This window comes from Mycobacterium sp. smrl_JER01 (assembly GCF_048513595.2).
GTDB lineage: Bacteria > Actinomycetota > Actinomycetes > Mycobacteriales > Mycobacteriaceae > Mycobacterium.
Window position 1 is genome coordinate 309,000 of the sequence record NZ_JBLXXK020000001.1, and the last position, 15,420, is coordinate 324,419.

Genomic DNA, 15,420 nt, shown 5'->3' on the forward strand with positions numbered 1-15,420 from the left:
ACGCAAGACGAGTGTGAGCAATTTCTGCCCGCCTGCCGACCGGGCGGTTGGCCGGGCCTCGTTTTTCGCCGATGAATGCCGCCTGAACTGGGATTTTGAGGTCATGTGATGATAGTCACGTTTGGCCTATAGGGTGGTGTCATGCAGGCATCGACCGCGGTCGCGGTGTGGGGTACGGGCAACATGGGAGCGACGGCGATCCGCTCGGTGACGGCCTTCCCGGGCCTGGCGCTGGCCGGGGTGATCACATCGTCGGCGGACAAGGCCGGCAGGGATGCGGCATCGTTTGCCGGGCTCGACGCGCCGACCGGCATCACCGCGGGCACCGACGTCGACGCCGTGCTGTCCGGCTGTGACGCGGTTGCCTACATGGCCTCCGGTGACATCCGGCCCGAGGAGGCGATCACCGATATCGAACGATGCCTGCGCGCGGGCAAGCATGTGGTGACGCCGTCGCTGTACTCGCTCTACGATCCGGCATCGGCGCCGACCGAATGGCTGGAGCGGTTGACTGCTGCCGCCGAGGAGGGCGGCGTCACACTGCTGGTCAGCGGAGTGGATCCGGGCTGGGGAAACGACGCGCTGGCGGTGACCGCGGCCAGCCTGTGCACCCGGATCCGCACCATCACCTGCCAGGAGATCTTCGACTACTCGACCTACAACCAGCCGTTCGCGGTGAAGGTGTCCTGCGGTTTCGGAGGGTCGATGGACGAGACACCGATGATGCTGCTGCCGTCCATCCCGACGATGGTGTGGGGCGGCAACGTCCGATTGATCGGCCGGGGGCTGGGCATCGAGATCGACGAGATCACCGAGGGGGTCGAACGCCTTCCACTCGAGGAGACCGTGGACACGGTGATGGGCCCGTTCGAGAAGGGCACCCAGGGCGCGTTCTTCCTCAAGGTGGTCGGCTGGTCGGGTGGGCGGCGCCGCGTCGTCATCGAGCACATCACCCGGATTCACCCGTCCTGCGCCCCGGACTGGCCGCAGCCGGACCAGGGAGTGGGTGATCACCGGGTCATCGTCGACGGCGACCCGCAGCTCACCATCACCACCCGCGCCGATGTCTCCGGGGGCACCCGCGCCGACGGCGGCAACACCACCGCGGCCAACCGACTGCTCGGGGCGCTGAACTGGCTGGTGGAACAGAAGCCCGGCATCTACGACGGACTGCAGGTGCCGCTGCGCTCGGCGCTGGCACCGCAAGCGGAAGCCGGCCGCTGGGCCTAGCTTCGAGCGAGCCGCTTGTTGACCAGCCGGGTCAGCCAGGCCGGGGAGAAACGCGCTCCGGCGGCCAGCGCCTTGGCCTGGATGCCGACCGGGAAGTGCACCTGGCGCAGCACCTTTCGTGGCAGCGTGGGATCGACCGCGGCGACGATGTCCTCGGCGATATCCTGCGCCGTCAGCCGGATTCCGAGCGACTCGGTGGTGCCGGTCTTGACCCCCTTGGTCATCGCGGTGTTCACATAGAGCGGCCACATGTCGACGACGCGGACGCCGTGGCGACCCCACTCGAGGTTGAGCGCCTCGGTGATCGCCCTGACGAAGAACTTGGTGGCGCTGTAGTTGGCCAGTTCGGCCTGACCGTAGATCGCCGACGCCGAGGCGAGGTTGACCACCACGGCATCCGGGGTGCCGGCCAGGTAGGGGAACGCGGCGTGCAGCCCGTTCACCACCCCCTTGACGTTGACCTCGATCTCCCGGTGGTGGACCTCCAGCGGGATCTCCTCGAAGCGGCCGGCGTTGAGCAACCCGGCGTTGTTGATCAGCACGTCGAGCCGGCCGCCGGCCGCGTCCACGAACTCGGCGAGCCGTTGGGCGACCTGGTCGGGATCGGTGACGTCGAGCCGGCCGACCACCGGTGTGCCGCCGACCGCCGTGACGTCGGCGGCCAGCACCTCCAGACCCGCCTCGTCGATGTCGTAACCGCCGACGAGGTAGCCGCGCTGCGCGAACAGCAGCGCTGTGGCACGCCCGATTCCGGTCGCTGCTCCGGTGATGAACACCGACTTCGTCATCGTGCTCCTCGAGGAGTTCAGTTCAGCTGCCACACCGCGAAGTTGAGACACAACGCGAAGACCGACCAGGCCAGGTAGGGCAGCAACAGCGCCCCCGCGACCGCGCTGCGCCGCCAGAACATGACCACGGTGAGGAGGAGCACCAGCAGCAGCGCGCAGAGTTCGAAGAACGCGATTCCGCGCCAACCCAAACCGAAGAACAACGGGGTCCACGCGGCGTTGAGCACCAGCTGGATGGCGTACAACGTCAGGGCGCGCCGCGTCTCGGGAGACGGTCCGGTGCGCCACACCAACCATGCCGCGATCGCCATCAGCCCGTAGAGCAGGGTCCACGCCGGGCCGAACACCCACGACGGCGGCGCGAATGCGGGTTGCTGCAATCGGCCGTACTCCTCGGCGGAGTTGCTGCTCGCCAACCCACCGATCGCCGAAACCGCGACGACCGCGAGCACCGAGACGGCCAAGGCCACCATCGACGTGGGGCGGGTGCGGGTGGACCGCGTACGTGTGGACTCGGCCTCCATGGTCGGCACGCTACCGCAGCCGGCCCGCGCTCCGCGGAGCGCGGTTGTGGTCATTCGGTGACGTCGGGACCAGGGTCCTCCGGTTGCGGTTGCGCGTCGGGTAGCTGGTTCACCAGGTAGTCGGCCAGACCGCCGATGGTCGGATAGTCGAACACCGCGGTCGCGTTGATCGTGAACGCGCCACCGAACTGACTGTGCAGCCGGTTGCGCAGTTCGATCGCCATCAACGAGTCCGTGCCCAGGTCGAGGAATCGACTTGTCGCGGCGGGCGGTTGGGCCAGCCGCAGGAAGTTCTGCACCTCCCGCTGCAGGAACTCGGTGACGAACGCGGCGCGCTGCGGGACCGGAATCTCCTGCAGCTGCCGCAGCAACTCGCTGTCTCCGACCACCTCCCCGGCCGCACTCGGCAACACCAGATCGAGGATCGGGGGGCGCGAGCTACCCAGCACCTTCGCCGCACGTGCCCAGTTGGCCTTGATGACCGTCGCCTGGCCGGTGCCGTTGGCAAGGACCTCGACGAGCGCGCTCAACGCGGCCGAGGGGTCCAGCGGTATCAGCCCCTGGGCGCTGATATTGGCGGTCGCGGCCTCGGACGAGGCCATCCCGCCCTGGGCCCACGGGCCGAAGTTGATACCCGTCGCCGGCCGGCCCGCGGCCCTGCGCTGCGCGACCAGTCCGTCGAGCAGCGCGTTGGCCGTCGCGTAGTTGGCCTGCCCCGGCGAGCCGAACAAGCTCGACACCGACGAGGACACGATGAAGAAGTCCAGATCGTCCTCAGCGGTCAGCCGATCCAGATGCAGGGCGCCGAAAGCCTTCGGCGTGAGCGTAGTTCGGAAGCGATCCACGGTCTGCGCGGACAGCAGCGCATCGTCGAGCACACCGGCCAGATGCACAACCCCGGCGAGCGGCGGCAACTCCGCGCGGATGCGCTCCAGCAACCCGGTGACCTCACCCTCGTCACCGATATCGCCGGGGTAGACGTGAATGCGGCACTTGTGGCGCTCGGTGATTTCCGCGATCCGGCGTTCGGCGTCCGCGTCGGGGGCGCGTCGGCTGGTCAACACCAGGTCTGTGGCACCGAGTTGGGCCAGGTGGGCGGCGGTGTGCAGGCCGATGGCGCCGAGGCCGCCGGTGATCAGGTAGCTACGGTCGGCGCGCGGCTGCAACGGTTGCGGTGTCTGCAGCACGATCTTGCCGATGTGGCGGGCCTGCTGCATACGCCGGAAGGCGGCGCGAGCCTCGGTCAGCGGGTACACCTCGGCGGGCAGCGGGGTCCACTCACCCTTGGCCAGCCCCTCCGACACCTCGGTCAGCAGCCGCCGGATCCGTTCGGGTTCGACCATGGTCACGGTGTCCAACGCCACGATCTCGTAGGCGATGTCGGGACGGACTTCGGCCATCTGCTCGGGTGTCCAGATATCGCGCTTGGCGATCTCGGCGAAGCGGCCGCCCCGGGCCGTCGCGCGCACCGTCGCGTCCAGGAACCCCTCGCTGGTGAGGCTGTTGAGTACCACGTCCACGCCGGCGCCGTCGGTATCGGCCAGAATCTGGTCGGCGAAATCGGTGTTGCGCGAGTCGTAGACGTGATCGACACCCAGCTCGCGCAGTGTCGCCCGCTTGTAGGTGCTGGCGGTCGCGAAGACCGTCGCGCCGCACTGCTGGGCCATCTGCACCGCGGCCAAACCGACGCCGCCGCTGGCGGCGTGGACCAATACCCGGTCGCCGGGACGCAGCTGCGCCCAATCGAACGCGAGCCGAACCGTCAGTGCCGCAGCGGGAATGGTGGCTGCCTCGACGGCGGTGACCCCGTCGGGGACCGGCGCAACCAGCTGTGCGGGCACGTTGAACCGGCTGGCGAAGGCGCCCTGCATGAACCCGTAGACACGCTGGCCGACCTCCAGGCCGGTCACGCCCTCGCCCAGCGCGGTGACGGTGCCGGCGAAGTCCCCGCCGATCGGCCCGGGATCACCGGGGTAGAGGCCCAGAACGTTGAGCACGTCCCGGAAGTTCAAGCCGGCGGCCTCCACCCGGACCTGCACATAGTTCTCGGCCGGAGCCGGCACCTCCGCCTCGGTCAGCCGCAGGTTGTCGATGGCACCCCGCTCGGTGGGGGCCAGGGCGTAGTCGGTGGAGCGCGGCACAGTCAGGTGTCCGCTGCGCGACCACGGCAGCAATCGTGAAGCCAGCAGTTTGCCTTGTCGCACCGCGATCTCCGGCTCGTCGACGGGCGCGGCCAGCAGATCGGCGAGCGCGTGCACCGCCTCCGCTGAGCCGTCGCAGTCGACCAGCCTGCAGTGCAGTGCGGGCTCCTCGTTGATCGCAGTGCGTCCGAATCCCCACACCGCGGCCTGCGCCGGGTCGACCGGTTCACCTGATTCGGTGGCCACGGCGCGCTCGGTGACGATCCACAGCCCGCCGGGCAGCTTCACCCCGTCGCTCTGCACTGCGTGCACGGCGCTCAGCAACTGCGAGATCTCGGCTTCGATGCGTGCGCTCGCGGCCGGCGAACTCCTCGCACCCGCAGGGCCGGTGCCGGTCGGTGCGCCGGCGCAACGCCACACCACCCCGGAGAACGGGACGCCCCGGTGGTTGGCCTGCGCCAGCAGTTGCCCCAGCAGCTCGGAGTCGGTGTTGCGGTCGAACGGGATACAACCCGGCATTCGGGTGGCCAGTTCGTCGAAACCGGCAACCAGCCAACCGCCGACGGGGCCGCCATCCGGGGCGGGCGGGGGGACTTCATGCCACCCGAGGGTGTAGAGCAATCGAGTGGAATCACCGCCGAGGCCGCGCAGCAGTGCCTCGCGGGGCGCGCGTTTGACCGTGAATTCCCGGATGCCGCCCAGGTTTCGGCCGTCCCGATCCACATAGTCGATGTCGAAGACCTGGGTCTCGCTGTCAAGCGGACCGCTGCGCCAGCGGGCGCGGCAGTAGAACCGCCGCGGCATCTTCTCCTTCAGCGTCACCTGCCCGTACCGCAACGGCAGGAACAGGTCGTTGACTCCCTGCTCGGCGGCCAGCAGCGCCGGGAACGCCGGGAAGGCCACGCCGGTGCACAGGTCCATCAGCACCGGGTGCATCGGTTCGGTACCGAGCTGTTCGGCCAGTTCCTCGCCGACGAGGATGTCGCCGATGGCCTCGCCGTCGCCGAGCCACAACGATTTCAGCGACCCCGACCAGGTCGGCCCCCACGCCAGTTCCAGATCGGCGAACGTCTCGAACAACTCCTGGGGGCGCAGCCGGGTGCAACGCTCGATCGCCTCGTCCACCGGAACGGCGTCGACCTCAGCTCTGTCGTCGCCCGAGGCGTCGCGCGAGCCGTCCCCGAGCCCGTCCGCAAGCCCGGTGGACACCTTGCCTTCGGCGTTCAGGGACCACTCTGCGGCGCGCTCGCCGTATGGCCGGCTGTGCACCGTGAACGACCAGCCCCCGCCGTCGGTGAGCGGATGCAAGGTCAGCTGTACCTCCCGAGAACTCTTCTCGGGCAGGATGATCGGCTCGTAGAAGAAGACGTCGTCGGCGTGCGCCGGGGTCCCGACGGCGGCCAGCGCCATGGCCGCGTATGTCGCACCGGGGACCACGACGGTGCCGTAGATGACGTGGTCGGCCAACCACGGCGCCGATTTCACCGACAGCCTGCTGGTGTACACCGAATCGCCGGAGGCGAGATCCTTGCCGCTGCCCAGAATTCCGGACACCGCCGGACCGACGCCGCCGTCGAGGGCCATCCCGGCCGTCCTGGGCCAGAAGCGGCGGCGCTGGAACGGATAGGTGGGCAGCTCGAGCCGGCGCGGGGCGCCCCGGTGCAGCGCGGCGAAATCGGGTCGCAGCCCCGCAATGTAGGCGGCCGCCAAGGCGTCGGCGATCTGACGCCGGTCGGACACGCTCTTGCGCAAGGACGCGATCGCACGCGGAGGCGGCAGGTGCTCGGGCCACACCTGAACCGCGGCACCGGTCAGGACCGGCTGCGGACCGATCTCCATCAGCACCGAGCACCCGAGCGCCGCCGCGGTACGCACACTCTCGGCGAACTGCACCGGCTGCCGTGAATGCCGCCGCCAGTACGGTGCGTCCAGCGGGGTCTGGCCGGTGATGACGGCGCCGGTGCGGTTGCAGACCAACGGCAGCGTCGGTGCGGCGAACGCTATCTGCGCGGCGTAGGTCTCGAACTCGTCGAGCACCGGATCCAGCAGCTCGGAATGGAAGGCGTGGCTGGTCTCCAGCCAGGTGCAGCGGATGCCCTCGTCGGTGAACTTGCCCACCAGCTGCTCGAGGTCCTCGCCGGGGCCCGAGAGCACGGTGTTGGGTCCGTTGTACGCCCCGACCGACACCCGTGGGAACTCACCTGCGGCGTCCTCGACCTGCGAGGCCTCGGTGAACACCGCCACCATTCGCCCGCCCTCGGGCAGGCTGCCGAACAGCTTGCCGCGCTGCGCCATCAGGCGTGCACCGTCCTCGAGGCTGAACACACCGGCCACACACGCCGCCGCGTACTGCCCCACGCTGTGCCCGAGCACCACATCGGGCTCGATACCCCATGACTGCCAGAGCCGGGCCAGTCCCATCTCCACGGCGAAGATCGCCGGCTGCGCGAATGACGTGTGCCGCAGGGACTCTCCCGTACGCCGGTCGGTGGTGAACAGCACCTCCAGCAACGGTCTCGGTAGGATGTCGTCGACCGCCTCGGCGCATCTGTTCACGGTCTCGGCGAAAACCGGTTCAGCGTCGAACAATTCGCGTGCCATCTGCGGGTACTGGCTGCCCTGGCCGGTGAACAGCCAGGCGGTGGTGGGGTGGTGGGTGTGCTCACCCCGCACGACACCGGGCCGCAGCCGGTTCTCGGCGAGGTCGGAAAGTCCGTCCCGGGCCGCGGCGACGGAATCGACCACCAGGGCGGCGCGATGCTCGAAGTGCGAGCGACCCGCGCCGGCGGTGCGACAGAGGTCGGCGAGGTCGGCATCCGGGTGCGCGGCCAACCAGGCCTGGTAGCGCTGGGCCAGTGCCACCAGGGCCTCCGGAGACCGGGCAGACAGGGGCAGCACATCGACCGGCTGCTGGGACGCCTCGGCAGCCGGGCGGTCCTGCTCAGCGGGGATGTCGGCGACGGGCGCGGGGACGGCCGGTCGGGGCGCCTCCTCCACCAGCACATGAGCATTCGTGCCGGTGAATCCGAACGAACTCACCCCCGCGCGGCGGGGCCGTCCGTCGGTGTGCCACGGCATCGCCTGGTCGACGACCCGTACCGGGAGTGTGTCCCATGGGATGTGCGGGGAGGGGTTGTCGAAATGCAGGCTCTGCGGCAGCATCTCGTGCTGCAACGACAACACGACCTTGATCAGACCGGCTGCGCCGGAGGCTGATTCGGTGTGACCGATATTGGTCTTGACCGACCCCATCAGCAACGGCCGGTCGGATTCACGGGAACCGCCGTAGGCGGCCGCGGCCGCCTGGACCTCGATCGGATCGCCCAGCGGGGTGCCGGTGCCGTGCGCTTCCAGGTAGTCGACCTCACCGCCGGTCAGACCGGCCCGGGCCAGCACCGTCCCGATGAGTCGCTGCTGCGCGCCCCCGTTGGGCACCGTGAGGCCGCTGGAGGCGCCGTCCTGATTGACCCCGCTGCCGGGGATGACCGCACAGATCCGGTCACCGTCGCGTTCGGCGTCGCTGAGTCGTTTGAGTACCAGGACGCCGCAGCCCTCGGAGCGCACGTAACCGTCCGCCGAGGCATCGAAGGTCTTGCAACGTCCGACCGGTGAGAGCATCCTGGCGCGGGACGCCGCGACCACCGTCACCGGGCTGAGCAGGACGTTGACTCCACCGGCCAGGGCCAGATCGCAATCACCGGAATGTAATGCCAGACAGGCCTGGTGCACGGCCACCAACGCCGAACTGCAGGCGGTGTCCATGGCGACCGCCGGACCTTCGAGTCCCAGCGCGAAGGCGACCCGGCCCGAGATGGCATTGAGCGCGTTACCGGTGATGAAGTGCGGTTCGATCTTGTCGATCGACTCGGCCGAGAGCAGATGCGCGTACTCGTTGGCCGCGACGCCCATGAAGACCCCGGTCCGGCTGCCGCGCAGCGCGGCCGGAGCGTACCCGGCCCTCTCGATGCCTTCCCACACCGTCTCCAGCACCAGTCGCTGCTGCGGCTCGATCCAGACCGCCTCGCGCGGGGAGATGCCGAAGAACTCGGGATCGAATCCGTCGATCCCGTCCAGGAAACCACCGAACCGGGTGTACGTCTTTCCGGGGGCGTCGGGGTCCGGGTCGTAGAACTCGTCGATGTCGAACCGGTCCTCGGGCACCTCCCGGATCGCGTCGACGCCGCCGGATAGCAACTCCCAGAACGCTTCCGGGTCCGCGGCGCCGGGGAAACGACACGAGACCGCGACGATCGCGATGGGTTCGTCGGTGCGCGCCGTCATCGCCGTGCGGGCGGCTGGGTCGGGCACGGGCTGTTCGGCCAGCCCGAGGACTTCACCGAGGAGATAGTGCGCCGCATCCGACAGGCGTGGGTGGTCCATCACCAGGGTGACCGGAATTTCACGGCCCACTCCTGCTTCGATGCGGCGTCGCAGCTCGACGGCCATCAGCGAATCCATACCGAGATCGAAGAATCCGGCGTCCTCGCGGATCTCGGTGGCGTCCACCCGGGTCACCTCGGCGACGGCGTTCCGCAGGTAGTCGGTGATGAGCTTCCTGCGCTGCTGAACCGGCGCGGCGGTGAGCTGCTCGACCAGTGGTGTCGTCCCGGACGGGGTGGTGGCGGCCGGCGCATGCGCCTCGGCGGGCAGTTCACGCTCCAACTCCGACAGGAAGGCCCGCCGTCCTGCCTGCTGGTAGAGCGGAAGGAAACGTGCCCAGTCGATCCGGGCCACCACGGCCTGGGCCGGTTCAGCAGGTCCAGCGCCGGCGACCACGTCGGTCAGGGCCGCCAGTGCGTCCGCGGGGGAGAGGGCGCGCACCCCGCGCTGGTCGAGCCGGGCGCGCGCCTGCGCATCGGCCATACCGGCTGACCACGGGCCGAAGTTCACGCTTATCCCGCGGACGCCCTGCTCGCGGAGTCGCCAGGCCAGACCGTCGAGGAAGGCGTTCGCTGCGCCGTAGGCGGTCTGACCGAAACCACCCCACACCGAGGCGATCGAGGAGGTGCAGAGAAAGAAGTCGAGGTCCAGGTCTGCCGAGGCTTCGCTGAGATGCCATGCACCCCAGACCTTCCCGGCGAACACGCGATCGATCTCGCCGTCGTCCTGGGTGCTCAGCGCGGTGGTGCCGATCTCGCCGGCAGCGTGCACGATCCCGGCCAGCGGCGGCAGCTGGGCCGTCACGCCGGCCAACAGGCGTGCGACGTCGTGGGCGTCGGCGACGTCGGCAGCGACCACACGGATCTCGCAGCCGTGCTGGGCGCTCAGGGCGTCGATTCGCGCGCGGGTGGCTTCGTCGGGCGTTCGCCTGCTGGTCAGCACCAGGTGCCCGGCGCCGCGCGCGGCCAGCTGACCGGCGATCGCCAATCCCAACGATCCCAGCCCGCCGGTAACCAGATAGGTTGCTTCGGAGCGTATTTCGATAGGACGCTGGTCAGATTGGCTGTCCCGCCGAATCAGCCGCGGGAGGTAGACCGCCGGTCCACGCAGCGCGATCTGGTCCTCACGCGGACCGGTGCCCGGCGAGGCGGTGATCCGGTCGATGAGACCGGCCCATTCATCGGTGCCGCCGTCGGACAGGTCGGCCAGACCGCCCCACTGCTGAGGAAGCTCAAGTGCCGCCGCGCGGCCGAAACCCCATAAGCAGCTCTGATCCGGTGCGACCGCGTCACCGTCGGTGACGCGCTGGGCCCGCCGGGTCACCAACCAGACGGGGGCGCGCAGTTGGGCAGCGTTCGCCGCGCGCAACAGTCGCCGGGTGCCGCCGAGGATGCGGTGCTGCATGCGCAGCAGGGACTTCATCGAGGTGGCCGGATCGGTGTCGAGTGCGGCGACGTGCAGGATCCGCAGTTCGCGTCCGTCGGCGGCCGCCGCCCGCAGCGTCTCGGCGAGGTCGTCTTCCTGGGCGTCGGACACCGGCAGATCGACGGTCTGACACCGGTGCCCGCGCGCGGTGACCACGTCGACCGGTGAACCGCTGCCGCCGGTGTCGGCACCGACGACGATCCAGAGGCAGTCTTCGGCGCTGCCGGCTCCGATGTCGGCGCCGGCTCGGGTCCACCGGATCTCATAGCGGTCATCGGCGATGGACTGGCTGGCGAGTTGCTGATTATGTTGGGCGGCAAGCTTGTTCAGCACATCGAGGGTGCCACCGTCGCCGCTGTCACCGTCGATCAGGGCCGCGAGTTCTTCGATCCGGCCGTCCTCGAGCAGGCGTACGGTCTCGGTGCGCGGGCCGGCAGGTGCGGCGGGACGGGCCTGATCCTGGTGGTCGGAGAACCAGTACTGCCGATGTTCGAACGGGTAGGTCGGCAGGTCGAGCTTGTTTGTGTGCCGCGGGTGGATCGCCGTGAAGTCGGGCAGGTGGCCGAGTACATAGGCGTCGGCGACGGCTTCGGTGATCTGTCGCGGGTCGGCCGTGTTGGGGCGCAGGGAGGCGATGACCCGCGGAGTGTTGGCCGGCTCCGGCCAGGTGCTCAACGCCGCGGCGGTGAGCACCGGTCGGGGACCGATCTCGATCAGCAGCTTGCAGTTCAGTTCGGCCAGCGTGTGCACACTCTTGGCGAACTGCACCGGTTGGCGGGCGTGCCTGCGCCAGTAGGCGGCGTCGAGTGCCACACTGCGGCCCAATGCGGTGCCGGTGCGATTGTCGATCAGGATCCGTTGTGGCGCGGAGAAAGTGAAGCGTCGGGCGTAGGACTCGAACTCGTCGAGGATGGGATCGAGCAACGCCGAGTGAAAGGCGTGGCTGGTCTCGAGCCAGTCGCAGCGCACGCCGTCGGCGACCAGCCGGTCCACGGCCTGCTCCAGCTCGTGCGCAGGTCCGGACAACACGGTGTTGGCGCCGTTGTACGCCGCGACGGAAAGGCCGGTGAACTCATCGGTCAGCGCCTCGACCCGGTCGGGGTCGCCGAATACCGCAGCCATGCGTCCTCCCGCGGGCAGGCTGCTGAACAGCCGGCCGCGCTCGGCCATCAGCAGCGCGCCGTCCTCGACGCCGAGGACGCCGGCCACGCATGCCGCCGAGTACTGACCGACGCTGTGGCCCAACACCACATCGGGTTGCAGACCCCACGACTGCCAGAGATGGGCCAAACCCATCTCCACGGCGAACAACGCAGGCTGGGCGTAGCGGGTCTGCCGCAGAGTCTGGTCGGCGTCGGGGTCGTCGGTGGCGAAAATGACGTCCAGCAGCGGCTTGTCGACGACATCGGCGACCGCTGCGGCACACCGCTTCAGCGTGTCGGCGAACACCGGCTCGGTGGCGAACAGCTCGCGCGCCATACCAGGGTACTGGCTGCCCTGTCCGGTGAACAGCCAGGCCGTCTTCGGGGCTTCGTAGGCTTCGCCGCGGACCAGGCCCGGCGCGGGGCGATCGTCGGCGAGCGCCCCCAGCAGCTCGACGGCGGTCTCCCTGCTGTCGGCCACCACCGCCGCGCGGTGTTCCAGGTGGGCGCGCGCGGTGCCGGCGGTGAAGCACACGTCGGCCAGCGCGGCGTCCGGGTTGGCGGTCAGCCAGCTGCGGTAGCGACCGGCGAGCCGAGCCAGGGCCGCGGGTGTACGCGCCGAGACCGGAAGGAGGTACGGAGCCGCCCCGGCGGCGACCTTGTGCACCGGAGCCGCCCCGGCGGCGACCTTGTGCACCGGAGCCGCCCCGGCGGCGACCTGGGACACCGGAGCCGCCCCGGCGGCGACCTGGGACACCGGAGCCGCCCCGGGCGACTCTTCGAGAACGACGTGCGCGTTGGTCCCGGCGAATCCGAACGAGCTGACACCGGCGATGCGCGGGGTGCCGTCGCTGTCCCACGGCATGGTCTCGCGGACCACTTCGACCGCGAGCCGGTCCCAGGGAATGTGCGGCGACGGGTTGGTGAAGTTGAGGTGCTTGGGCAGGGTCTGGTGCTCCAGGGACAGGATGACCTTGATGACGCCCGCGATCCCGGCGGCGGCCTCCAGGTGCCCGATCTTGGTCTTGGCCGATCCGATCAGCAGCGGCCGGCGCGGGTCACGCCCGGCGCCGAGCACCGCGCCCGCTGCCTGGGCCTCGATGGGGTCCCCCAGCGAGGTCCCGGTGCCGTGGGCTTCCAGGTAGTCGACGGCGGCGGGCTCGACACCGGCGCGTGTGAGCGCATCGGCGATAACCCGTTGCTGGGCAACGCCGTTGGGAACGGTTAGGCCGCCCGACGCGCCGTCCTGGTTGACCGCGCTGCCTCGGATGACGGCACGGATGCGGTCCCCGTCGCGCACCGCGTCCTCGAGTCGCTTGACGACGATGACGCCGCAGCCCTCGCCGCGCACGTAGCCGTCGGCGGCGGCGTCGAATGTCTTGCACCGGCCGTCGGGTGCGAGCATCTGGGCACTGGAGAAGGTGATCATGGTGGCCGGAGTGAGCAGCACGTTCGCGCCACCGGCCAGCGCGAGGTCGCATTCACCCAGGCGTAGCGCCTGGCACGCCTGATGGATCGCCACCAGCGACGAACTGCATGCGGTGTCGACGGCGACCGCGGGGCCCTGCAGCCCCAGTCGGTAGCTGATCCGGCCGGCCGCGGCCGCATTGGACGTCCCGATGGCCATGTAGGCCTCGATCTCGGGGTAGGTCAACTCATCGGAGGCCATTCCGAGGTAATCGTGGGTGGACAGGCCGACGAACACACCGGTGTTGGAGCCGGCCAGGGCTGACGGTGCGATGCCGGAGTGCTCGACGGCCTGCCATGCCGTCTCCAGCAACAGTCGGTGCTGGGGGTCCATCAGCCGGACCTCGCGCGCGGACATGCCGAAGAACGGGGCGTCGAACCCTGTGACGTCGTCGACGAAACCGGCGCGTCGCGTCACGACCTTGCCGGGGGCGCCCGGTTCGGGGTCGAAGAAGTCCTCGACGTCCCACCGATCCGCGGGTACCTCGGAGATTGCGTCCCGTCCGTCGCGCAGCAGCTCCCAGAACCCGTCCGCATCCGGGGCGCCGGGGAGTCGCGCCGCGTAGCCGATCACCGCGAAACGCGGGGCCGGCTCGATCGGATGCACTGCGGATTCCATGCCGCTTCCCCCTTAATCAGCGGTCACCTTACTCGGCAGTCAGGTTATCGTGATCGACGGCCGCAATGACACTCACTGCCACGGATATAGACCCGGGAACCGGGCTCGGACGCCTCACTATCGCACGTGCCCGCACGGTGTGTGCGGTGTTGCTGCCGGGCTTCGCCCGGGGCGGGGCAATGCCGGTGCGATGTTGGGTATGTTGATCCGCGACACGGGGTGCCGCCGGATCCGGACCGGCTGAACGGGGAGGTCCACAACCTTGCGCATCGGCAAGATCACGGTTGGCGCGCTTGAAGAATGGTCGCTGCGCCCGGGATCGGTCACCTCCTGGCATCCGACGCCGGCGTCAATTGACAAGGCGCGGCAGGCGCCTGTCAGCCCGGTACCCGTCAGCTACATGCAGGGCCAACATCTGCGCAACTACTGCGAGCGGGCGGCCGAGGGGCTGAACTTCTCCCGGCAGATCATCGCCAGCTGTGATGTCGCCGGTCAGTGCGACATCGCGGCGATGGACCATGCGGTCAACGCCTACCTGCGCCGGCACGACACCTTCCGCAGCTGGTTCGAACGCGCCGGGGACAGCGCATTCATCCGGCATGCGCTGGAGGATCCGGCCGACATCGAGTTCGTCCCGGTCGAGCACGGACACATGACGGTCGACCAGATCCACGCCCACGTCGTCGACATACCGAGCCCACTCGAATGGGGTTGCTTCACCTTCGGCGTCATCCAGAACGAGCACCATTTCAGCTTCTTCGCCTCCATGGATCATGTGCACGGTGACGCCACCCTGATCGGCACCACGATGATGGAGGCCAACGGGATGTATTCGGCGCTCAGCGGCGGCGGCGATGCGCTGGTCCTGCCCGATGCCGGCAGCTTCGATGCCTTTTGTGTCCGCGAACGGGAGCACACCTCGGAGCTGACCGAGGATTCCCCGGGGGTGCGGGCATGGATCGATTTCGCGGAGAACAACGGCGACGGATTTCCGGAGTTTCCGCTGCCGCTGGGAAATTCGAAGGATTCTGCGCGCAGCACCATGACGTCCGAGGTCCTGATGGACACCGCGCAGACCGAGCGCTTCGAAGCGGCCTGTGCCGGCGCCGGGGCGCGGTTCGTCGGCGGACTGTTCGCGTGCCTGGCCCAGGTGGAACACGAGTTGACCGGGGCGCTGACCTATTACGGCCTGACCCCGCGGGATTCGCGCAACGCCTCGGACAACTTCATGACCCAGGGCTGGTTCACCGGGTTGATCCCGATCGTGGTGCCGATCGGCGCGGCCTCCTTCGGTGAGGCCGCCTGGGCGGCGCAGGCATCTTTCGACTCGGGCCTGAACATGGCAAAGGTGCCGTACTACCGGGTGCTGGAGTTGGCGCCGTGGCTGAAATGGCCGCAGCCGAATTTCCCGGTGTCGAATTTCCTGCACGGCGGGGCCGCACCGCTGAACGCCATTCTGGCGGCAGGTGAATTGGGCCTGGCCGACAATATCGGGATCTATCCCGACGGCCGGTATTCCTATCAGCTGACGATCTACATATTCCGGTACGGCGAGGGCACCGTGATGGCGATAATGCACCCCGACAATCCGGTCGCCAAGAAATCGGTCGAACGCTATATGAACACCATGAAGTCGGTGTCGGGACTGGTCGCCGACGGCGGACACTGGGGACGCGTCGCCTAGCGTGGGACACAGTGACCGCT

General features: G+C 69.1%; 5 protein-coding genes. 2 read left to right on the forward strand and 3 right to left on the reverse strand.

The window, feature by feature from the left end; genetic code table 11:
- Positions 1-141: 141 nt before the first annotated feature.
- Entirely contained in the window at positions 142-1,230 is a 1,089-nt protein-coding gene (locus ACNUDN_RS01510) for an NAD(P)H-dependent amine dehydrogenase family protein (protein WP_419120295.1), read from the forward strand.
- Here the strand turns inward: ACNUDN_RS01510 and ACNUDN_RS01515 are convergent.
- The 3 genes from ACNUDN_RS01515 to ACNUDN_RS01525 are packed head-to-tail and all read right to left on the reverse strand — an operon-like array spanning position 1,227 to position 13,716.
- Positions 1,227-2,018, reverse strand: a complete 792-nt coding sequence (locus ACNUDN_RS01515) for an SDR family oxidoreductase (RefSeq protein WP_419120296.1) — start codon at positions 2,016-2,018, stop codon at positions 1,227-1,229. The two genes, ACNUDN_RS01510 and ACNUDN_RS01515, sit on opposite strands and share 4 nt — an antisense overlap.
- A 17-nt stretch (positions 2,019-2,035) precedes the next feature.
- On the reverse strand, positions 2,036-2,542 hold the full coding sequence (locus tag ACNUDN_RS01520; RefSeq protein ID WP_419120297.1) for a TspO/MBR family protein: 507 nt from the start codon (positions 2,540-2,542) through the stop codon (positions 2,036-2,038).
- A gap of 50 nt (positions 2,543-2,592) precedes the next feature.
- On the reverse strand, positions 2,593-13,716 hold the full coding sequence (locus tag ACNUDN_RS01525; protein ID WP_419120298.1) for an SDR family NAD(P)-dependent oxidoreductase: 11,124 nt from the start codon (positions 13,714-13,716) through the stop codon (positions 2,593-2,595).
- Between the two features lie 262 nt (positions 13,717-13,978).
- Between ACNUDN_RS01525 and ACNUDN_RS01530 the strand changes: the two genes are divergently transcribed.
- Positions 13,979-15,400 carry a condensation domain-containing protein gene (locus ACNUDN_RS01530; RefSeq protein ID WP_419120299.1) on the forward strand — a complete coding sequence of 474 codons (1,422 nt, stop codon included), beginning with the start codon at positions 13,979-13,981 and terminating at the stop codon, positions 15,398-15,400.
- Positions 15,401-15,420 lie beyond the last annotated feature (20 nt).